This is a genomic window from Paraburkholderia sp. IW21 (genome assembly GCF_041321145.1).
In the GTDB taxonomy this organism is placed as follows: Bacteria; Pseudomonadota; Gammaproteobacteria; order Burkholderiales; family Burkholderiaceae; genus Paraburkholderia.
The window spans coordinates 222,701-242,378 of record NZ_JBGGWA010000006.1 but is presented as its reverse complement, the minus strand read 5'-3'; the positions used below and the strand labels follow the sequence as shown (position 1 = coordinate 242,378).

The following is a 19,678-nucleotide window of genomic DNA, read 5'->3' as shown; positions in this document are numbered from 1 at the left end:
GAGAGACTCATTTCTTCTGTTATCGCGCTTCTGACCGTTCGTCCCGAAAGATACAACAGTTTCACGACTGGCTCGTGCGTGAATCTCGCGGGCTATCCAGGGATGAGTAGCGCAGCGCGGTGAACGACGCGGGCTTCGTGATCGCGCAATCAAATAGTGATGGATGTCCACTCGCGAGCGGGCAGGGCGATCGCCGCGATCGAGGAAGGTGGCGCAATGACGGCACCGAAATGCAACGAGAACTCAATAACCCGCTTTACGCGTCTTTCAGCCAGGGCATTTCCACGGGTGACACCACCAGACGTCGGGACGCCTGTTTCAGTTCGAAAATGAACCCGACCAGGATCATGGAGTCGGCATAGGGGATCGGGAATACCTGAGGATTTTCCACGGCGCTCAGGGGGCGCGTCGGGGTGGCCGCCGTCGTGGCGGCGTTCTCGCGGACGCTTTCCAGTTCGTCAGCCATTGTCTGGCCACTTACTTTCAGAACGCGGCTACGCAGGTCGCTGAAGGGCTCGATGCGCGCGCCGTCTTCATTGTATTCGGGCACTTCGTAGATGAACCAAGACATTTGCGTCTCCTGGGAAAAGGGCCGCTATTCTAACAGTGGACGTTGCGGTTATCTCATGACGGCCACGCTGTTCGACGACTGGCGCATCGCTTATCAAGCTGTGGCTAGCGACGGCCGCTGCGGCCCCACACGTAGCGCACCCAACGTTGCCACCTGCTCTTCGGCGGAGCGATAGCGTGGCGCGTTGCCTGCTCTTCGCGGTCGCGCTCGACACTCTTCCGAACCTGTTCGTGGAGCTGACGCAACGTCAGGCCACCGGGGCCTTTCAGTTTGTCGGGATCGGGGTTGTCTGTCATGGGAATGGCATATTTCTGATGGTCGGCTTGATCTTGATACAGAAGGACAGCCGCGGCAAGCGTGGACCGCCTTCAAATCCACAGGACTGGCTAAACGGGGCCGTTGATGTAACCGGCCACCGGGATCAGTGCTGCCCGCTATTTATCTGTCGTGCCTGTAAACCGCTTTCAATTTTCTGCACCTGAACGAACGAGTTAATACGGACGGGGTCGGGGAGAACCTTGCGTTGCGTGAGGGTCAAGCGCGGCGTCAAAGCGTCAAAGGGCGCCGGACGTTGCCCGTTGTCACTTCACGCCGTGTTTCGCCTGCCAGCGCCGCATGAACGCGATCTCATCGTGTTGCGCTTTGATGATGTTTCTGGCCAACCGCTTCAACTCGGGATCTTTACCGTATTTCAGCTCCGCCTGCGCCATGTCGACCGCACCTTGATGATGCGGAATCATGTGGGCCACGAAGTCCTTGTCGGCGTCGCCCGTGTAGGCAGGTGATTCCATGTCGTGCATCATTTTCTCGTCGGCGTGCTTGAATGCTTGCGTCGACGCGCTCGACCCGGCGTCCGCTGAACCGGACATGTTCATGGCGGGCATGGACGTGCCCTGCTGGGCGTGAACGGGCGCTGCCGCGACAGCGAACGCAACGCCGCTGGAAAGGCAAAGGGCACGAAATGCGCGAAAGTTTTTCATATTGGATTTTCCGTTGGGAAAAAAGTTATTGCGAGCGAGCATGATGCCCTGAACAGGAGGGCTGGCTCAATCATCCGACGTTACTTGATGCGATCTGATTAGTCCTTCAGTGACGGATGAAAACCCGCTGCCTCAATCGCCCGGATGACGCGATCCGGCGGTAACCTCGAAGTGACCGTCACGATTTTAACGGGGACGTCGACATCGAGCTTCGCCGCGGGGTCGAGTTCGGTGACTGCGCGAGTGATGGCATTGGCACATCCGCCGCATGACATATCCGGGATTTCGAATTCCATTTCCTGCCTCCGAGGGGAAATCAGAATTCAAGCCTGGACCTTCCTACGGCGGGAAGGTCAAGCCTCCACTCGCGTGTTTTTTGCCACACGCGGTTCAGGCTTTTCCATCTGGGGATTGAACACCCGCCAAATCCAGGGGAAACCTTACCGATGTTTTGTGCGCTAGCTCACAAAGATGGGTCCAAACTTACTTGCCCGCACTTTTTGAAATGGTATGCTGCACTATTCATTCTTTCGCTATGAACAGGTTCGTGCCATTCAAAGAATACCTAATTCATTAGGAGTGGGCATGCTAAGAAAAGTGGTCGATCGGGCAAAACAAATCCGACGCAGCGAGGGGTTCAAGCATTCCGTGGCAACGCCCCGCCGGATCTCACTTCATGCCACGCAGCGTTTGAACCGAGGCGTGTTTGCCATCGAGATTCAGGAGAACTCGGGTTTTTTCTCCGTCATGCAGATGGTCCTGTTTATTCTGATGTATTGCGACGAGAAATGTCTCACTCCGTGCATCAGCGCGCGCGGTGGACTTTATGGCGACGCAGAAGGAAGAATGGATTGGTTCTCCGCCTTCTTCGAGCCGGTGCGTACCGCCGCTGCAGGAGGCGTGGTCACGCGTAAGATAAGGACGTCGACGGTTCGCGATCTGGTCCAGTTGGGCTTTCGCCAACGCTATGAAGCCCGGCTTCGACTCAGAAGTGCCAGCGAACTCTTCTTCGCGCATTACCGGCCGGCCGCGCATATCTTCGAAGAAGTCGACTCGATCTGCCAGAAGCTCGAAGTCGGCGCGTCGACCCTTGGTGCGCATTTCAGAGGGACCGATAAGACGCTGGAGGCCGTGCCGGTCTCATGGGGAGGCTTTTGCCGCCAGGTGGAATCGGCGCTTACGGAAAATCCGCAGTTGACCAATATTTTTGTTTCGAGTGACGAACAGGCGTTTATCGATTTTTTTGTCGCGTGGCCATTCAACATACCGGTCAGGGTAGCCCCCGCCAAATTGCTCGCAAGCGGCAGCACACCCGTGCATTTCAGCGGCTATCCCGGACTCGAGATCGGCCGCGAGGCACTCGTTTCCAGCTTGCTCCTCGCCAATTGCGGGCTCCTCGTGAAGACGCCGTCTTATCTGTCCGCATGGTCCAAGATATTTAATCCCTCCCTTCCCGTGAAGCTCGTGTCGCCTCCGCGACCAGACGCTTTCTGGTTTCCCGATAGTCGGCTCTGGCTTGAACAGGCCGCGCAGGATAAAGCGGCTTAAGCGCCGGCCGCTTTCAAGCAGCACGAACGGCTGAAGTCTCTCCCGAGCGGTGTGCCGGCCGCACGCGGAAACCGTTTATCCACGCATTCCAAGGTCCGCGAAGCCGATGGTTCTCGCCTCGCATGCTTGCGTAAAGGCCGTGTCGTAGCTTGAGAAAAAGACCGTGCGGGTTTCGGCCAACGTCTTGAACAGATCGACCAGAACCGCGCGCGCTGAGGCATCGAGTCCGCCGACCGGCTCATCCGCGATCACGACTCGGGTCTCGCCGAGTACGGCTCCCGTCAGGAAGATCTTCTTGCGCGTGCCGAACGACATTTGCTCGAAGCGCTTGTCGAGATGCGGCGCGAGGCCGAAGCGATTTGCCAGCTCGAGCGTGTCGCTCTCGACGGCTGTCTTTCTCTCCGAGGCCACACGCTCAAGATACTCACGACCGGTCTGATCTGGGTAAGGGATGCAGTCTTCAGGCACATACGTGAGCATGGATTTCGCCGCTAACGGCGCGGTGCGCAGCGAATGGCCCCCGATCCACACTTCGCCTGCCTCGGGCTCGACCGTACCGGCGAGGATGCCAAGCAACGTCGACTTGCCGCTGCCGGATTCATCGCTGAGCGCCACGCATCCCGCAGCCGTGTCGTGGTGCAGTCCCTGAAAGATGATGCGTTCGCTATAGCGCTTGCTGAGGTTCTCGAATCGAAGCATGGAGTGCAGAGTGTGTCAGCCGAAGAACGTACCGCGCGACGCTTTCATGGATTGCGACCGGCATAGTGCCGGGCTGGGCGAATTCTTCGGCAAGTTGGCGTGGCGCAAGTGTAGCAGCGCAACCAGGCGCACTGCGCTTCTTGCGCATGCCCGTCACATGGCCGATTTCGCCCTCGACAAATGGCGAGAAGACGTAGTCGCACCGCGCGTCGGTGGACGCGCACGCGGCCGAGCGTTCGAGCCGCATCGAATCGGCGCCGCAGTCCGTAAACACCTACCGCCCACCGGAGGCACCGACTCGTCAATATGTCGGTAAATTGCCGCAATTTTGACCGATTTTAAATAGGGCTCGGTTATTTGTAGGTGTGCAAACGACGTCATGAAGAGAGGGCTGATAAACTGTGCGGCGGAGCAGCGGTCAATCGCGTTCGAAGCATGACTCGCGCCCTAAATTCGACGACTGTAAATCGCCGGATAGACGGTAGAAATGGGCCTTTTCCGAGATTTGGAATCGCGGCGGCACGACATACTGGCCCGTCTGCGCGCTGCTAAGAGGGACGTGTGGTTGGGTGTCCTTCTTTCCGAACATGCATGGTATCGCGTCAGCTGATTTCCTCCTCCCACCTCTACCACCTGATTTTGATCAGTATTGGGGCCCGCTTTGGCCCGTTTTTTGGAAGTGACTCATGAAGCCGGGAAAGAACTCGCTTGGAAAAAGACGCGCACGCAAGATCGCCGTTGGGGTCGGGGCGGCGCTCCTCGCCGTGCTGCTCGCATTGAGCGTCGGGCGTTACCGGCAGCGCGAAGCGCAGGCCACGCCGGCGCTGACCGGCATCGCGAGCCAGATGCGGCACGACACCTCGGCGTGGACGCGCGAGGAGAAAGACGCGTCGCAAATGTTGCGTGATATTCACGACGCCAACGTTGCCGCGATTGGTGTGAGTCCCAACGCGATTCTGGTGTCGAAGCGCGACGGTTCGAAATACTTCGTCACCGATCACAACGCGACGTTTTCGCATGCATTGCTGCTTGGCGAACCCAAATCCGACCAGGCCACGTCCTATCAGCTTGTATGGCTGCCCGATGCGGATATCAGAACCGGCGCGGCGCGCTGGGTTCCAATGTTCAACCAGGTGCGCGACACGATCAGCCTGCTGCTTCCGCTGTTGCTGATCGGCGGCATGGTGTGGTTCATGCGCCGCGAGATGAGAGGCGGCGCGACGCTTCTCAGCAAGGCGCCCGCACTGCGTTTCGACGACGTGATCGGCGCGGGTGAAGCGAAGGCGGCGCTCGCGGACATTCGCGGCTATCTGTCCGATCCGAAGCAATTCACTGCGATGGGCGTGCGCGCACCGTGCGGCATTCTGATGGTCGGCGGCCCCGGTGTCGGCAAGACGCGGCTGGCGCAGGCGCTCGCCGGCGAATGCGGCGCGAACTTCATCTCGATCACGGGCAGCTATTTCAGTGCGAAGTATTACGGCGTCGGCATCCAGAAGGTCAAGCATCTGTTCGAACTCGCGCGCAAGAATGCGCCCACGGTCATCTTCATCGACGAAGCCGACGGCCTCGCCAAACGCACGGATACCGGCGGCGGTCCCGTCGAAGCCGAGAGCAACCGCATCATCAATCAGTTGCTGGCGGAAATGGACGGCTTTGCTTCCAACGAAGGGATCATCGTCGTCGCGGCGACCAACCATCCCGACAACCTGGACGAGGCATTGCGCCGGGCGGGCCGGTTCGACCGCACTGTGCAGGTTCGTTTACCCGACCGCGAAGACCGGGCAAAGATTTTCCGCTTCTATGCTGCGAAGCTGAAGTCGAAGGCCGCCGACATCGACTATGACCAACTCGCTCGCCTGACCACGGGGCTTTCTCCGGCGACGGTCGCGATGGTGGTGAATCAGGCGGGGCTCGTCGCGCGCAAAGCCGGCGAAACGGAAATCGCTTCGAAGCACTTCATGGAGGCGATCAAGATTGCGCGCATCGGCGACGTGAGCGGCGCCGAGCGAGCGCTGAGCGAGGACGAACGCACGCGTATCGCGGTGCACGAAGCAGGGCATGGTCTCGTCGCCGCGGTGCTGGGCACCGGCGTGCTGGAAGAGGTCACGATCCTGCCGCGTGGCGGCGCATTGGGTGTCGCGCTCATCACGAAGGCTCAAGACAAGCATCTGTACCGCGAAACCGAGATTCGCAACGAAATCCAGGTATTGCTCGGCGGCCGCAACGCCGAAATTCTCACGTTCTCCGAAGCGTCGAGCGGCGCTGCTTCGGATTTGCAGGAAGCATCGCGCATCAGCCTCGACATGGTGTCGAAGTTCGGCTTCAACAGCGACGGCGATCTGTTCAGTCTCGCGGCACTGCCATCGCAATACGCGGGTCTGCAAATGAAGAGCGCGATCGAACACGCCAACGTATTGCTCAAGGAATTGAACGAACTGTGCTATAGGCTGCTGCACGCTTATGAGCCGGTGCTGCGCGCCATTGCCGACGAACTGCTCGAGCAGGAAACCGTTCCTGGCGAAACCGTTTACCGGCTGATCAGGGAGCACAAGAGCGAGCTCAAGATCGTTCACGAGCCGGCTGCCGCTTCGCTCGATACGCGTACGTTGCGCGGACAGAATGCCGATGGTCAGAAAGCCGCTCAGCGCGAAGAAGAGCCATACGCCGAGGTGGCCGATCTCGCCGATGTCGCCGAATAGACGGTGCTGAAAAAAGACCATCAGGACTGCGATCGCGCGCAATCCGTCGAAGCCGGCAATCCTTTTGTTCATGGGGTTGTCTTCCAGGGCGAAGGCAGCGTGTCCGGTCCACATGAGGGGCCGCCGTCGAGAGGTGGCATCGCTCGAAACGCGCGATGTCCGATGGGCATGCATGAATCCATCCTACGATGAAAAAAAGCGAAAAAAATCGCACATCGGATTCAGCGATTTTTTTCCGCGGCCGTTACCGATCGTGCTCGCGTTTTGCGCATTAAATGCCGCAAAACTTTCCGCGGATCGAAGGCGCGATGACGCAGTATTACCGCACGCCCACATCTGGATTTCAGATTACTGGCGATTCGCGCACGTTTAGAGGCGGTTTGTCAGCGCCCGTTGATGGAATGCACGTCACTGGCGGGAACGTTTTATTGTCATGGTGTTCCTATCGGGAACAGCGGACCATGACCGCCTTTCGTGACGCATCGCATGCGCGCGTCATCTTGCGAGAACCTGAATGGACACCCGTCGCGGCCGCTCGATCGAAGTGGATTTCTTCCGCGGCGTCGTGCTGATCGTCATCGTGTTGGACCACATTCCTGGCAGCACGCTGTCGCATCTGATGTTGCACGCCTATGCCTTGTGCGACTCGGCTGAAGTGTTCGTGTTCCTTGGCGGCTATGCGTCGGCGGCAGCGTACACGGCGGTGCTTGCGGGCCGCGGCGAAAACGCGGCGAAGATGCGGTTCGTCAGGCGCTGCTGGGAGATCTATCGCGCGTATTTATTGACGGCCGTATTGACGCTTCTGTCCGGCGCCGTCCTCGCGCAACTGCATCTGAACCGGCCAATGGTCGACCTCACCGGCTGGCCGCCGTTCTCGGTTCAGCCGCTGCGGGAGGCCTTCGAGATTGCCGTGCTGCGGCGCCAGCCGTATCTGTCGAGCGTGTTGCCTATGTACGTGATCTTTGCGCTGTGCGTGCCGTTCGCGGTGCCGCTGGCGCGCCGTTCGTGGCTTATGGCGCTGGGCTTGAGCGTGACGATCTGGGCGCTCGCCCGGCCGCTGGCCGCATTATTCAGCATTGACGACGTGGCCGACTGGGCTTTTAATCCGTTTGCGTGGCAACTGATGTTCGTGCTCGGCATGCTGTGCCGTGTGCAACCCATCAGCGAGCGCTTTCACGCAACCTGTACCGCGCGCTGGTTCACGCGGGTTGCGGTGGTCGCGGTGCTGGCATTCGCGATCGTCAAACTTTTCGTGCTGACGCAACCGCTGCCCGGCACGCTTAAACAGAATCTTTCCGTGGAACGTGTGATTAACTTCGTTGTTATCGCCTGGCTCGCCGCGCATTTCGTGCGAAGGGGCAGCATTGCGTGGCTCGCGCAGCGACTGCCGGCCGTGGTGACGGTCGGCCGCACCGGGCTGGTGTGTTTCGTCGCCGGCACGCTGGTGTCGTTGATCGTCGATACGGCGACGCCGCATACGTTTCATGGCTTTCGCGGCACGCTGGTCGGACTCGGCGGCGATCTGGTCGCCATTGGGGCCGTGCTGATGATCGCGCGCGGCTGGAATGACTGGAAAGGGCAGCATTCGCGCACGGCTGCGAATGGCGCGGGTTACGGATGAGGGCGCGCTTGCGCCAGGCGCGTTTTACGCGAGGTTCTTCGCGCACGTTCATCACGGTCGTCGGTGCGATGCTCTGGCTGAGCGCCGCACCGGCGCTCGCCACGTCGAGGGACGCGCCGCTCGCCATGCGCTGCGTGGAATTCGCGGGTGCGGTGCTGCCGTCTGAACTGATCGCCTTGCCCACTGCCGGCGCGCAGATCGAAGGCGCGGTCATGGTGGCCGCCACCGCACCCGGCAATCAGCAAGGCGGCGAATATTGCCGCATCACCGGCCGCATCAAGGCGCTCAACGCCGGCACGCCCGATATCCGTTTCGACCTGAACCTGCCGCGCCGCTGGAACGGCCGTGCGCTGCAAATCGGCGGCGGTGGCTACAACGGCGTGGTGGTGAGCGGCACCGGCGTGATGCCGTTTTCGCCGGATCGCGCGCCGCTCGCGCAAGGCTACGCCACGTTCGGCGACGACTCCGGACATGTGGGCGATTCGTCGCTCGCGGTCTTCGGCCTGGTCGACGAAGCGGTGACGAATTTCGGCTACGCGCATCTGAAGAAGACGCACGACGCCGCGCTCGCGCTGATTGCGCGGGCTTACGGCCGGCCGCCGCAACGGATGTACTTCGCCGGCGGCTCGACCGGCGGACGCGAAGGCTACACCGTGATGCAGCGCTTTCCCGACGACTACGACGGCGTGATCGCCAATTCCCCCGCGCTCAATTTTTCGGGCGTGCGTTTGCTGGGCGTGAAGCTCGGTCAGGCGGAATACGCGACGCCCGGCGGCTTCATTCCACCGCTGTTGCTCGCGCACGTCTATCAACGGACGCTCGCGGTCTGCGACCGGCTCGACGGCGCGGTGGACGGCATTGTCAGCGACGTTGCCGCGTGCCGTGAGCACGAAGCGGAAATCATCGCCTCGTTGCGCTGCGCCGGAGGTGCGCCTTCGCACGACGCATGCCTCACGGATGCGCAACTCTCCACCTTGCTGGTGATGCGCGACGGCCTGTCGTTGCCGTATCGCCTCGCGTGGGACGTCACCGGCTATCGCGGCTACAACATCTTTCAAGGCACGCATCTGACCGGCCTGCTCGGGCTCGCGCATCAGCCGGAGCGCTTGCCGGTGCCGACCTTCTTCGCCAACGGTTATCTGTTCGCGCAAGGCGACGGTTATATCCGCTATTTCGTGACGCGGGATGCAGCCTTCGACTCACTCAGGTTCGATCCGCGGCAGCCGGGAAAATATCGAGCACAACTGATCGCGCTGTCGCAGACGATCGGCGCGATGAATCCCGACGTCGCACGCTACATCGCGCGGGGCGGCAAGCTCATCACGCTGCAAGGCCTCGCCGACGAAGTCATCAGCCCGAACCAGACGATCGCCTACCACGAAGCCCTGATCGATCGCTTCGGTATTGACCAGGTCAATGCATTCATGCGGCTTTATATGGTGCCGGGTTTTCAGCACGGCAGCGGCGTGTTCATTCCATCGGTGGATCTGTTGGGCGCGCTCGACAACTGGGTCACGCGTGGCGTGTCACCCGAGACCCTGACCGCAACCGATATCGCGGCGGCGACCAACGGACGCTCGCGTCCGTTGTGCCGCTACCCGCTATTTCCACGCTACCTTGGCAAGGGCAATGTCAATCTCGCCAGCAGTTTCGTATGCGCCGAACCGTGATGCAATCCGGCTCAAGAGCTGAGCTCGCTGGCATCGCGTTCAGGCGGCTGGCTTCAACACCACCTTGGTCCAACCTTCTTCACGCGCATCGAAGTGCTCGTAGCCTTCCGCTGCTTTCGAGAGGGGCAGTTCGTGCGAAACGATCTGCGACGGCTTCGCCTTGCCCGCCGCGATCAGGTCGCGCAGCTTGCGGTTATACGCCTTCACGTTGGCCTGGCCGGTCGCGATGTGCTGGCCTTTCATCCATAGCTGGCCGAAATCGAACGCGAGCTGTCCCTTCTTTGCAAGCGGATCTTTAGCGCCCGGGTCCTCGGCCACGAACACGCCGACCACGCCGATGCCACCGGTAGGCCGCACTGCCTTAACGAGGTTGTTCATCGTCGCGTTCGGCACTTCATGGCCTTTGCAACTGCATTGATAGCCGACGCATTCGCAGCCGCGATCCGCGCCTTCGCCACCGGTCAGCTCGAGGATCTGATCGGCCGACGAGCCGTCGCTGTCGTCGATCGGAATCGCGCCGAGTTTTTCCGCGAGCTTCAGGCGGTCTGGATGCGTATCGACCACCATCACCTTGCTTGCGCCTTTGATCGATGCCGACAATGCCGCCATCAGTCCCACCGGACCTGCGCCGTATATCGCCACGCTATCGCCCGGTTCGACGCCGGCTAGAACCGTGGCGTGATAGCCGGTCGGAAAGATATCCGAGAGCATGACGTAGTCGTTTTCTTTTTCTTCGGCATCCGGCGGCAACAGCAGGCAGTTGAAATCGCCGAACGGCACGCGCAAATATTCCGCCTGGCCGCCGCTATAGGGTCCCATGCCGGCAAAACCGTAGGCGGCGCCCGCCGTGCCCGGGTTCGCTGTCAGACAGAAGCCCGTGAGGCCCTTTTCGCAGTTCTTGCAAAAGCCACAACCGATATTGAAAGGCAGACACACCCGGTCGCCGACCTTGACGCGTTCGACGCCGACGCCAATCTCCACGACTACGCCCAGATTTTCATGACCGAGGATGCGGCCGGCTTCCATATTGGTTCGGCCTTCGAACATATGCAGATCCGAGCCGCAAATATTAGTGGTGGTGATCTTTACCAGCACATCGGTTGGACGTTCAATTTTTGCGTCGGGCATTTCTTTGACGACGACCTTCCGTGGGCCTTCATACACAAGCGCTTTCATCCTGATTCTCCAAAAAAGAAAGGCGGCGGCGCATCATCTGAACGCCGCCGCCCCGACTGAGGCGGCTAACCCCAAGGTAGCTGCAGCAGGCTGTTACTGGCCGTTTTGCATCGTGCCCTTGTTCATGCCGTTGCCCGTACCGTTGTTCATGCCATTGCTCATGCCGTTGCCCGTACCCTTGTTCATGCCGCTGTTCGACCGGTTCATCGAAGGGCTGTTGGGCGATGCCCCGGTACCTGTGCCCACACCTCCACCGGTGCCGGTCACACCCGGCGAGCCATAGCCCGAGCCGTTCGGGTTCTTCATCGTGCCGTTGCCGCCGCCCGGTGCAGCGGTGCCGCCTGCGCCACCCATGGTGCCGCCGCCTGCCCCCACGCCGTTACTGCCGCCGCCGGTCCCACCGCCGGCACCAGCACCTGCACCCGCACCACCACCTGCTTGTGCGTAAGCCCCGCCCGACAATGCCATCACTAGCGCCGAAGCGAATATCGTCCTGGTAATGTGTTTCATGGTTCACCTCTATAGAGTCGAATTGATGTCACGCAAGCGCTTGTCGCTCACATGAACGAATTGCCGCAAGCGGTGTGCCTCACGCTCGGCGGCGCATGGATAGGGATCGCATGGCACGGCCGATAGCACCGTTCTCGCGGGTTCTGATCGAGCGCCGGACTCCGCCGCAGTATGTGTGTGGAAGATCGAGCATGAGGCGTTCCCGGCACCGCATGGCGAGAGGTTGCGCTGCACGCTTTCCTACTTTCATTTACATTGCGGGTGCGGTCGCGCATTCGCGCCGCCTCCTTCCAATCAAATAACGGTGTCTGCCATCGTCGAATCCATGCAGCCAATCGTCTCGGTCACGAATCTGTCGAAAACCTATGCCACGGGTTTTCATGCACTCAAAAACGTCAATCTGGCGATCAATCGTGGAGAAATTTTCGCCTTGCTAGGCCCGAACGGCGCGGGCAAAACCACCCTCATCAGCATCATTTGCGGCATCGTCAACGCGAGCGAAGGCAGCGTCATGGTGGATGGCCGCGACATCGCGGCGGATTATCGCGGCGCGCGCTCGCTGATCGGTCTCGTGCCGCAGGAACTCACCACCGATTCGTTCGAAACCGTCTGGGCGACCGTCTCGTTCAGCCGCGGGCTATTCGGCAAGCCGAAAAACCCCGCTTACGTCGAAAAAGTGTTGCGGGATCTGTCGCTGTGGGAAAAACGCAATAACAAGATCATTACGCTGTCGGGCGGGATGAAACGCCGCGTGCTGATTGCCAAGGCGCTCTCGCACGAGCCGCGCGTGCTGTTCCTCGACGAACCCACGGCCGGTGTGGACGTCGAATTGCGCCGCGATATGTGGAAGCTGGTGCGCTCACTCGCCGCGAGCGGCGTGACGATCATTCTCACCACGCACTACATCGACGAAGCCGAGGAAATGGCGGATCGAATCGGCGTGATCAACGCCGGCGAGATCATGCTGGTGGAAGAGAAGACGGAGTTGATGCGCAAGCTCGGCAAGAAGCAGTTGACGCTGCAACTGGAGAGTCCGCTTTCGGAGGCGCCGCCGGCCCTGGCCGGTTACGGGCTGGATGTCGCCAAGGGGGGCAACGAGTTGATCTACACGTATGAGGGCGAGGGGGGACGCACCGACATCATCGCGCTGCTCAAAGCGCTCGACGACGCCGGCATCCGCTTCAAAGACCTGCATACGACGCAAAGTTCGCTCGAAGACATCTTCGTCAGTCTGCTCCGAGGTGACCAATGAATATCCACGCAATTCGCGCGATCTACAAGTTCGAGATGGCGCGCACCTGGCGCACGCTGATGCAGAGCATCATCGCACCGGTGATTTCGACTTCGCTTTACTTCGTCGTGTTCGGTGCGGCCATCGGCTCGCGTATCAAGGAAGTGGACGGTATCAGCTACGGCGCGTTCATCGTGCCGGGTTTGATCATGCTGTCGCTGCTGTCGCAAAGCATTTCGAATGCCTCGTTCGGCATTTATTTTCCGCGCTTTACCGGCACGATCTACGAGTTGCTGTCGGCGCCGGTGTCGTATCTGGAGATCGTCGTGAGCTATGTGGGCGCGGCGGCCACCAAATCGATTCTGCTCGGGTTGATCATTCTCGCTACCGCGGGCCTGTTCGTGCCGCTGCAAGTGCAACACCCGTTCTGGATGATCCTGTTTCTGGTGCTCACGGCGGTCACGTTCAGTCTGCTTGGTTTTATCATCGGCATCTGGGCGGATAGTTTCGAGAAGCTGCAACTCGTGCCGCTCCTGATCATCACACCGCTCACGTTCCTCGGCGGCAGTTTCTATGCGGTCAATATGCTGCCGCCGTTCTGGAAAGTGGTGACGCTATTCAATCCGATCGTTTATCTGGTGAGCGGATTCCGCTGGAGCTTCTATGGCCTGGCCGATGTGGATGTCGGTGTGAGTCTCGGCATGACGGCGCTGTTTCTCGCGGTGTTTCTTGTGATCGTGGCGTGGATCTTCAAGACCGGGTATCGGCTCAAGAGTTGATGTGCTACCGGTTCTAACGCCGCAAATGAACGCGACATGCGAAACTGACGGGCATCCCCATCACGGAGCCTATAGCCATTATGTCCGTCGACCTGAGTCTCATTGAGAAAAGCGCGTGCGAAATCGTCGATCTGTTGCGCAAGGAAGCGGTCAGTCCGCATGACTTGCTCGACACGCTGGCCGCGCAGGTGGAGCGTGTCGAACCGCAGGTCAATGCGCTGCCCACGCTGTGTTTCGAGCGCGCGCATGCGCATGCCGATGCCTTGCTGAAGAAGCCGGTCGGCGAGCGTGGTCTGCTGTGCGGCCTGCCGGTGCCGATCAAGGATTTGACGGACGTAGCCGGTGTACGCACCACGCGCGGTTCGCTCGTCTACCGCGACCGCGTTCCGGAAACCTCCGATGCCGGCGTGACGATGCTTGAAGCGCGCGGCGGCGTGGTCTACGCAAAATCCAACACGCCGGAGTTCGGTTCGGGCGGTCATACGTATAACAGCGTGTTCGGCATGACGCGCAATCCGTGGGACCTGTCGCGGTCGGCGGGCGGGTCATCGGGCGGCGCGGCTGCCGCGTTGGCGTCGGGCACGGCGTGGGTCGCACAGGGCTCCGATCTGGCGGGTTCGTTGCGCACGCCTTCGGCATTTTGCGGCGTGGTGGGCCTGCGCCCGACGCCGGGGCGCGTGTCGTATGGGCCGGCCGCCAATCCGTACGACACATTGGGGATTCATGGGCCGATGGCGCGCAACGTGACGGACGCAGCACTGCTGCTCGACGCGATGTGCGGCGAAGTGGCTTGCGCGCCGCTTTCGCTGGCTGAACCGGCGACCTCCTTTCTGGCGCATGCGCGCAGGGCGCAGCGTCCGGCGCGTGTCGCGTTCAGCGAAGGACTCGGGATCGCCACGGTCGAACCGGAGATTCTCGCGATCTGCCGTAAAACGATGGAGCGGCTGGCGGCTTCAGGTGTCGGCGTGGAAGAAAGCGATATCGATCTGAGCGCGGCAACCCCGGCGTTTCACACGCTGCGCGGTATCTCGTATGCGGCAAATTATGAAGAGGTGCTTGCGCAACATCGCGATGTGCTGAACCCGAACGTGGTCTGGAACATCGAGTTCGGCCTGCGGGTGGATAACCGCGCGATGCTCACGGCACGCCGCACGCGCGGCGCGCTGTTCCACAAGATGAACATACTGTTGCAGCGCTATGACGTGCTGATCTGCCCGGCTTCGATCGTGCTGCCGTTCCCGGTGGAAGCGCGGGATATCCGCGATGCGGTCGGCCAGCACTTCGATACCTACATCGATTGGCTCGCCATCACCTACGCGCTGACGCTCACCGGCATGCCGGTCATCGCGATTCCATGCGGGATGAGCGCCAGTGGTTTGCCGGTCGGCATCCAGATCGTCGGCAAGCCGCGCGGCGAAGCGGCTTTGCTGTCCGCCGCGCGAGCGATCGAAGAGATCATCGGCACGTGGTCCACGGGTAAGCCGCAAACGGCCTGACGCGCGCTCGCCAGCGCCGCTACCCCATCCCCCGCAATTCCCCTTAGTCCATCCGGACGATGCCCGCACGCGTCGAATCGCCGTCAATGGCCGTATGAACCACGAACTGTGCGACATCGCTGTCCGTCGCGCCGTATCGAGGCGCACAGCCACGCGGCAGGTGTTTTGGCCACGCAGCGGGATGGGGACGAGCGGGATGAGGACAGGCGTGATGCGGGAGGGCTGCAAATGAAATCCGGAGTTCAACGGGATGGACTGATTGCCGGTTTGCTGGTGGCGATCGGCGTGATCGGTGTATCCGTGCGGCAGCTCTACGCGTGCGCATGGAGCGACGAGTTTCCCGGCATGGTGTGCACGGCCGGCTCGTCGCTGTCGTTGTTTCTGGGAATCACGGGGCTGGCCGCGCTGGCGGGACGAATCTGGGCACGCCGCTCGGGCGCGGACGAACAGTGCTTTACATTCCTTGGCGCGGTGGGCGGCGCTGCGGTGGTGTTTGCCATGGTGGTGACCGGCTTCTAGTCGCCGGTGCCTTAGGACAAGAATCAGGCGACGATTGCCGGATGCGCCTGCACCGGCCCACCCAGCGCCTCGCGATGCGAGGGCGGCTGCCGGCCGTCGAGTTCGGTGATGCCATATTCGCGTGCGAGTTCTGCGCCGACCAGCACCATGCCGGATTTCTGCCGGCGTTGCGGGTCGCGATACAGCGCGTCGATCAAACGGCCGGTGAATTGCGGCGTCTCCGCGAGTTCGCTGAAGCCCGCATACTGTTCGGGATGCTCGGCGATCACGCGCGCGGTGCGCTCGGTTTGCAGCATGCCCATCCAGATGGAAACCGCCGCGACGCCATGCGGTTTCAGATCGACGGCCATGTCCTTGGCAAACTTGTCGACGCCCACTTTCTGCGCGCCGTACGCAGCGCCGTGCATATAGCAGCTCGCACCGAACGAGGACGTGAACGTGATCAGCCCGTCGCCTTGCGCGGCCATCATCGGCGCCGCATGCCAGCTCGCGACATACGCGGAGCGCAGGCCGACGTCGAGAATGTCCACGAGATCGAGCGGTTTTTCCCAGAACGGCGCGGGGCGAATCAGTTCATCGTGTAACGCGGTGGCGTTGTTGACGAGGATGTCGAGGCGCCCGCTGTTTTGCCGGATGTAGTCGAATACTTCCGCCACTTGCCGGTCGTCGGCATGATCGCAGGTGAGGGCGATGCCTTTGCCGCCAAGTTTGTCGATTTCGATCGCCGTCGCGTGCACGGAACCGGGCAGCGCTGCATCGCCTTCGCGTTGCGTGCGTCCGGTCACATAGACCGTCGCGCCGGTCGCGGCGAGAGCGAGTGCAATACCTTTGCCGGCGCCGCGCGAGGCGCCGGTGACGAGGGCTACGTAGGGCTCGTTGTGTTTAGTCATCAAGGATTCACCAGGAAGAGGCTTCGAGTTCGTATGACGCGGGCTGAGTGTTTGCGTGCTTCGCTGCTGCGGACCGAAGAGGCACAGGCATCAGCGGCACGCCATACCTCGGCGCAGCAACCGCGCGTTCGAATGCGTGCGGATTGTCGAGATCCCCTTCGCCCAGCGGAATGAACGCCATGATTTCCAGCTCGTGTCCCGACAGCGCCGGCAGCCTGAACGGACTCGACAACACATTCAGACGACGCACGCCGAGATCGCGCAGAATCTGCGAGCCGATGCCGGAGAGCCGGCCATCTTTGCGGGTCGGCGCGCCATTGCTGCCGCGCATGACGTCGGCTCGCGTGTCGCAATCGAGCAGCACGGCTACGCCGCAACCGGCGGCGTCGATCTTTTGCAGCGCCTCGTGCAGCGGCCACGAATGCGCGGCCGGCTCGGCATCGAGCAGATCGAGCAGCGAGAAGCATTCGTGCACGCGCGTGAGCACCGGCACATCGGGCGTGGGGTTACCGCGCACCAGTGCAAGATGCGTGGACTGGCGCGCGGTGTCGCGATACTGGATGGCGCGAAACGCTCCCCACGGCGTATGCAACGGCCTTTCTCCGACCCGCTCGACGAGCGACTCATGGGTGCTGCGATAGTGGATCAGATCGGCGATGGTGCCGATCTTCAAACCATGCCGCGCGGCGAATTCGATCAGTTGCGGCAGGCGTGCCATGGTGCCGTCGTCGTTCATGATTTCGCAGATCACCGCGGCCGGCGTCAGGCCTGCCAGCGCGGTGAGGTCACAACCGGCTTCGGTATGTCCGGCACGCACCAGCACGCCGCCTGGACGCGCGGCGATTGGAAACACGTGACCCGGTTGCACCAGATGCTCGGCGCGCACGTTTGGGTGAATCGCGGTCCGGATGGTATGCGCGCGGTCGGCGGCGGAGATGCCGGTGGTGACCCCTTGTGCCGCCTCGATACTGACCGTGAACGCAGTGCCGTATTGCGTGCCGTTCTGTTCTGCCATCGGCGGAAGTTTCAGGCGCGCGCAGTGCTCGGCGCTCAGCGTCAGGCAAACGAGGCCGCGTCCAAAGCGCGCCATGAAGTTGATCGCTTCCGGCGTGACGTGATCGGCGGCGATCAACAGGTCGCCTTCGTTCTCGCGATCTTCCTCGTCGACCAGAATGATCATGCGGCCGGCTTTCAGTTCGGCGACGATTTCATCGGTAGTGGCGAGTTTCATGGGTTTATTCCTGTGCTACTGCTGTTGCTGTCGCTGCGATAAGAAGAAATCGAGGCAATGCGCTTAACGTGCGCTCGAACCGAATATGGGCGCGCGCTTGTCGAAGAATGCGTCGATGCCTTCGCGGAAATCGTCGCCAGCCGCGCAGTGCAGAAAGCCGCGCTGCTCCGCGTACAGATGCTCGGCGAAACTGCGCTCGGATGCGTGCAGGATCAGATTCTTGGTTTGTGCGAATGCATCCGGCGAGAGGGCGCCCATCCGCTTTAACAGCGAGCGCGTTTGCGCGGCGAGTTCATCGTCCGGTACGACCCAGTTGACGATACCCGCACGCAGCGCCTCGTCCGCCGTATGCCGCTCGTCGAGATACATCCATTGCGCGGCCTGCCTGGTGCCGAGCGCGCGCGGCAACGTGTAGGTCGCGCCGCCGTCGGGCGAGGTGCCGATGCGGCCATACGCCGACGTGAAGGTCGCGCGCCGTGCTGCAATCGCGAGGTCGCAGGCCGCGACGAGACTCAAGCCGAAACCCGCCACCGCGCCGTTGACGCAGGCGATCACCGGCTTGCGCGAACGCGTGATCGTCTCCACCACGTTTTGTGCGAGCCGAACGAGTTTGCCGATCGAGCGGTCGCGTACCACGGGTGCGGTGTCGAGCGCGGCGCGCATGGTCTGCAGATCCCCGCCCGCCATGAAGGCATCGCCGGCGCCGGTCAGCACGATTGCGCGGACGTCGTCGTGATGCGCGAGGCGCGTGAGTTTCGCAGTGAGTTCGAGCGCCATCGCTTCGTTGAGCGCGTTCAATGCTTCGGGACGGTCGAATGTGAGCGTCGCGATGCCGTCTTCGGCCGCGAGCCGGATCAATGCAGTCATGTCTTTTCTAATCGGCAGGGTCAGATGGCGGGGATGTGCAGCGCGTGGCGCAAACTCCGCGCCGCGAACGTGAGCGCGCGGTCGGCCGCATCGAGCACGCCGAGCAGACTCGCGAAACCGTGCATCTGCCCGGGCCAGCGCAGATGGGTGGTCGGCACGCCCGCTTGCGCGAGGCGCGCCGCATAGTGCTCGGCTTCGTCGCGCAGCGGATCGTATTCGGCGCTGATGAGGGTGGCGCTTGCCACGCCCGTCAGGTCCGCAGCCGCGAGCGGGCTGGCCAACGGGTGCGCGCGGTCGGCGCCTTCGGCGAAGTACTGGTTTTTGAACCAGCGCATCATCTCCGCGGTAAGCAAATAGCCGTCGCCCATCGATTCGTATGAGGGATGTTCGGTGGCGCAGTCCACCACCGGATAGAGCAGGAGTTGATGCGCGATATTCACGCCGCTATCACGCGACTGCTGGGCGGCTACGGCGGCGAGATTGCCGCCCGCGCTGTCGCCGGCCACCGCAAGCGGGCCGGGCCGAACGCGCAAGTCGCCTGAATTGGCGGCGGCCCAGCGCACCGCTTCGCACGCATCCTGCGCGGCCGCTGGAAAACGCGCTTCGGGTGCGAGCCGATAGTCGACCGATAGCACGACGGTTTGCGCCCGCTGCGCGAGACAGCGGCACAGATTCGCATGCGTATCGAGCCCACACGCGACGAAGCCGCCGCCATGAAAGAACACGGTGAGCGGAAGCAGCTCCGCGCCTTCTGCCGCGGGACGGTAAAGCCGCGCAGCCAGCGAGCCGTTCGCGGTGGGCACCACCAGATCTTCTTCCGCGGCGATCTGATCGCCGGGCGTAAGACCGGCGCCTGTAGCGATCATCGCGCGGTAAGCGGGCGCGGTGAGTTGCGCGAAGTCGAGTGCGGGCATGCCGGCGCACGCGGCGAGCATGGCCTGCGCCTGGGGATCGAGCGCCATCGGGTCTCCTGAGAATGCTTCAATCAAAGCTGCTATACCGGCTATAAGTGCCGGACAAGTGCCGGGTCTAAGCGAAGCGCCTGCGCATGCTGCGCGGCGCAAAAAGCGCGCACGCCTGGCAGTGAATGCATTGAAGCGCGACGGCCTGGCTAGGGCATCGTCCGATTGGACGAGAGTTCGTTCGCACGCTCAGCGAAACTTCCGGCAGCTAAGTACTTCCCCCGATGCC

At 61.8% G+C, this 19,678-nt stretch carries 18 protein-coding genes and 2 pseudogenes; 8 read left to right on the top strand and 12 right to left on the bottom strand.

Features of this window, described 5'->3' with window-relative positions; all coding sequences use genetic code 11:
- Positions 1 to 256: 256 nt before the first annotated feature.
- The 4 genes from ACAX43_RS16810 to ACAX43_RS16795 all read right to left on the bottom strand — a co-directional run bounded on the left by ACAX43_RS16810 (position 257) and on the right by ACAX43_RS16795 (position 1,847).
- Positions 257 to 571 carry a helicase gene (locus tag ACAX43_RS16810; protein WP_370709533.1) on the bottom strand — a complete coding sequence of 105 codons (315 nt, stop codon included), beginning with the start codon at positions 569 to 571 and terminating at the stop codon, positions 257 to 259.
- Between the two features lie 104 nt (positions 572 to 675).
- On the bottom strand, positions 676 to 867 hold the full coding sequence (locus ACAX43_RS16805) for a hypothetical protein (RefSeq protein ID WP_370709532.1): 192 nt from the start codon (positions 865 to 867) through the stop codon (positions 676 to 678).
- Between the two features lie 285 nt (positions 868 to 1,152).
- On the bottom strand, positions 1,153 to 1,551 hold the full coding sequence (locus ACAX43_RS16800) for a DUF305 domain-containing protein (RefSeq protein ID WP_370709531.1): 399 nt from the start codon (positions 1,549 to 1,551) through the stop codon (positions 1,153 to 1,155).
- Positions 1,552 to 1,649: 98 nt separating this feature from the next.
- Positions 1,650 to 1,847 (bottom strand): heavy-metal-associated domain-containing protein, encoded by a 198-nt coding sequence (locus ACAX43_RS16795; RefSeq protein ID WP_370709530.1) that lies wholly within the window; start codon positions 1,845 to 1,847, stop codon positions 1,650 to 1,652.
- Positions 1,848 to 2,136: 289 nt separating this feature from the next.
- Between ACAX43_RS16795 and ACAX43_RS16790 the strand changes: the two genes are divergently transcribed.
- Positions 2,137 to 3,099: a hypothetical protein gene (locus ACAX43_RS16790; RefSeq protein WP_370709529.1), complete on the top strand. Its 963-nt coding sequence runs from the start codon at positions 2,137 to 2,139 to the stop codon at positions 3,097 to 3,099.
- Between the two features lie 75 nt (positions 3,100 to 3,174).
- Here the strand turns inward: ACAX43_RS16790 and ACAX43_RS16785 are convergent, their stop codons facing one another.
- Positions 3,175 to 3,798 carry an ATP-binding cassette domain-containing protein gene (locus tag ACAX43_RS16785; protein ID WP_370709528.1) on the bottom strand — a complete coding sequence of 208 codons (624 nt, stop codon included), beginning with the start codon at positions 3,796 to 3,798 and terminating at the stop codon, positions 3,175 to 3,177.
- Between the two features lie 686 nt (positions 3,799 to 4,484).
- Between ACAX43_RS16785 and ACAX43_RS16780 the strand changes: the two are divergent.
- Positions 4,485 to 6,386: pseudogene (locus tag ACAX43_RS16780) on the top strand (AAA family ATPase); the annotation flags it as partial.
- Here the strand turns inward: ACAX43_RS16780 and ACAX43_RS16775 are convergent.
- Positions 6,357 to 6,569: pseudogene (locus ACAX43_RS16775) on the bottom strand (acyltransferase); the annotation flags it as partial. The pseudogenes ACAX43_RS16780 and ACAX43_RS16775 overlap by 30 nt on opposite strands.
- A 442-nt stretch (positions 6,570 to 7,011) precedes the next feature.
- On the opposite strand from ACAX43_RS16775, the gene ACAX43_RS16770 reads away from it, so the two are divergent.
- On the top strand, positions 7,012 to 8,118 hold the full coding sequence (locus tag ACAX43_RS16770) for an OpgC domain-containing protein (RefSeq protein WP_370709527.1): 1,107 nt from the start codon (positions 7,012 to 7,014) through the stop codon (positions 8,116 to 8,118).
- A complete protein-coding gene (locus ACAX43_RS16765; RefSeq protein WP_370709526.1) occupies positions 8,115 to 9,788 on the top strand; it encodes a tannase/feruloyl esterase family alpha/beta hydrolase in 1,674 nt (557 codons plus the stop codon). The genes ACAX43_RS16770 and ACAX43_RS16765 overlap by 4 nt, the downstream gene beginning before the upstream one ends.
- 39 nt (positions 9,789 to 9,827) lie before the next feature.
- Here the strand turns inward: ACAX43_RS16765 and ACAX43_RS16760 are convergent, their stop codons facing one another.
- Together ACAX43_RS16760 and ACAX43_RS16755 are read right to left on the bottom strand one after the other, a co-directional pair.
- Positions 9,828 to 10,964, bottom strand: coding sequence for a glutathione-independent formaldehyde dehydrogenase (locus ACAX43_RS16760; RefSeq protein WP_370709525.1), 1,137 nt, complete (start codon positions 10,962 to 10,964; stop codon positions 9,828 to 9,830).
- A gap of 93 nt (positions 10,965 to 11,057) precedes the next feature.
- Entirely contained in the window at positions 11,058 to 11,474 is a 417-nt protein-coding gene (locus ACAX43_RS16755) for a hypothetical protein (RefSeq protein ID WP_370709524.1), read from the bottom strand.
- 325 nt (positions 11,475 to 11,799) lie between these two features.
- Here ACAX43_RS16755 and ACAX43_RS16750 point away from each other — a divergent pair, with 325 nt between their 5' ends.
- The 4 genes from ACAX43_RS16750 (at position 11,800) to ACAX43_RS16735 (ending at position 15,499) form a co-directional block, all read left to right on the top strand.
- Entirely contained in the window at positions 11,800 to 12,726 is a 927-nt protein-coding gene (locus ACAX43_RS16750) for an ABC transporter ATP-binding protein (RefSeq protein WP_370709710.1), read from the top strand.
- Positions 12,723 to 13,484 (top strand): ABC transporter permease, encoded by a 762-nt coding sequence (locus ACAX43_RS16745; protein WP_370709523.1) that lies wholly within the window; start codon positions 12,723 to 12,725, stop codon positions 13,482 to 13,484. The genes ACAX43_RS16750 and ACAX43_RS16745 overlap by 4 nt, the downstream gene beginning before the upstream one ends.
- A gap of 80 nt (positions 13,485 to 13,564) precedes the next feature.
- The gene (locus ACAX43_RS16740) at positions 13,565 to 14,980 is read left to right on the top strand and encodes an amidase (protein ID WP_370709521.1); all 1,416 of its coding nucleotides are present in this window, start codon (positions 13,565 to 13,567) and stop codon (positions 14,978 to 14,980) included.
- Positions 14,981 to 15,208: 228 nt separating this feature from the next.
- Entirely contained in the window at positions 15,209 to 15,499 is a 291-nt protein-coding gene (locus ACAX43_RS16735; RefSeq protein ID WP_370709520.1) for a hypothetical protein, read from the top strand.
- A 23-nt stretch (positions 15,500 to 15,522) separates the two neighbouring features.
- On the opposite strand, the gene ACAX43_RS16730 is transcribed toward ACAX43_RS16735, so the two are convergent.
- The 4 genes from ACAX43_RS16730 to ACAX43_RS16715 all read right to left on the bottom strand — a co-directional run bounded on the left by ACAX43_RS16730 (position 15,523) and on the right by ACAX43_RS16715 (position 19,449).
- Positions 15,523 to 16,389 carry an SDR family NAD(P)-dependent oxidoreductase gene (locus ACAX43_RS16730; RefSeq protein ID WP_370709519.1) on the bottom strand — a complete coding sequence of 289 codons (867 nt, stop codon included), beginning with the start codon at positions 16,387 to 16,389 and terminating at the stop codon, positions 15,523 to 15,525.
- 7 nt (positions 16,390 to 16,396) lie between these two features.
- Positions 16,397 to 17,620 (bottom strand): bifunctional 3,4-dihydroxy-2-butanone-4-phosphate synthase/GTP cyclohydrolase II, encoded by a 1,224-nt coding sequence (gene ribBA / locus ACAX43_RS16725; RefSeq protein WP_370709518.1) that lies wholly within the window; start codon positions 17,618 to 17,620, stop codon positions 16,397 to 16,399.
- Between the two features lie 63 nt (positions 17,621 to 17,683).
- Positions 17,684 to 18,487 (bottom strand): enoyl-CoA hydratase/isomerase family protein, encoded by an 804-nt coding sequence (locus tag ACAX43_RS16720; protein WP_370709517.1) that lies wholly within the window; start codon positions 18,485 to 18,487, stop codon positions 17,684 to 17,686.
- Between the two features lie 20 nt (positions 18,488 to 18,507).
- On the bottom strand, positions 18,508 to 19,449 hold the full coding sequence (locus tag ACAX43_RS16715) for an alpha/beta hydrolase (RefSeq protein ID WP_370709516.1): 942 nt from the start codon (positions 19,447 to 19,449) through the stop codon (positions 18,508 to 18,510).
- Between the last annotated feature and the right edge of the window lie 229 nt (positions 19,450 to 19,678).

Coding starts and splice junctions, on each gene's coding strand:
- ACAX43_RS16810 (WP_370709533.1), bottom strand. CDS start 571: ATGTCTTGGTTCATCTACGAAGTGCCCGAATACAATGAAGACGGCGCG.
- ACAX43_RS16805 (WP_370709532.1), bottom strand. CDS start 867: ATGACAGACAACCCCGATCCCGACAAACTGAAAGGCCCCGGTGGCCTG.
- ACAX43_RS16800 (WP_370709531.1), bottom strand. CDS start 1,551: ATGAAAAACTTTCGCGCATTTCGTGCCCTTTGCCTTTCCAGCGGCGTT.
- ACAX43_RS16795 (WP_370709530.1), bottom strand. CDS start 1,847: ATGGAATTCGAAATCCCGGATATGTCATGCGGCGGATGTGCCAATGCC.
- ACAX43_RS16790 (WP_370709529.1), top strand. CDS start 2,137: ATGCTAAGAAAAGTGGTCGATCGGGCAAAACAAATCCGACGCAGCGAG.
- ACAX43_RS16785 (WP_370709528.1), bottom strand. CDS start 3,798: ATGCTTCGATTCGAGAACCTCAGCAAGCGCTATAGCGAACGCATCATC.
- ACAX43_RS16770 (WP_370709527.1), top strand. CDS start 7,012: ATGGACACCCGTCGCGGCCGCTCGATCGAAGTGGATTTCTTCCGCGGC.
- ACAX43_RS16765 (WP_370709526.1), top strand. CDS start 8,115: ATGAGGGCGCGCTTGCGCCAGGCGCGTTTTACGCGAGGTTCTTCGCGC.
- ACAX43_RS16760 (WP_370709525.1), bottom strand. CDS start 10,964: ATGAAAGCGCTTGTGTATGAAGGCCCACGGAAGGTCGTCGTCAAAGAA.
- ACAX43_RS16755 (WP_370709524.1), bottom strand. CDS start 11,474: ATGAAACACATTACCAGGACGATATTCGCTTCGGCGCTAGTGATGGCA.
- ACAX43_RS16750 (WP_370709710.1), top strand. CDS start 11,800: ATGCAGCCAATCGTCTCGGTCACGAATCTGTCGAAAACCTATGCCACG.
- ACAX43_RS16745 (WP_370709523.1), top strand. CDS start 12,723: ATGAATATCCACGCAATTCGCGCGATCTACAAGTTCGAGATGGCGCGC.
- ACAX43_RS16740 (WP_370709521.1), top strand. CDS start 13,565: ATGTCCGTCGACCTGAGTCTCATTGAGAAAAGCGCGTGCGAAATCGTC.
- ACAX43_RS16735 (WP_370709520.1), top strand. CDS start 15,209: ATGAAATCCGGAGTTCAACGGGATGGACTGATTGCCGGTTTGCTGGTG.
- ACAX43_RS16730 (WP_370709519.1), bottom strand. CDS start 16,389: ATGACTAAACACAACGAGCCCTACGTAGCCCTCGTCACCGGCGCCTCG.
- ribBA (WP_370709518.1), bottom strand. CDS start 17,620: ATGAAACTCGCCACTACCGATGAAATCGTCGCCGAACTGAAAGCCGGC.
- ACAX43_RS16720 (WP_370709517.1), bottom strand. CDS start 18,487: ATGACTGCATTGATCCGGCTCGCGGCCGAAGACGGCATCGCGACGCTC.
- ACAX43_RS16715 (WP_370709516.1), bottom strand. CDS start 19,449: ATGGCGCTCGATCCCCAGGCGCAGGCCATGCTCGCCGCGTGCGCCGGC.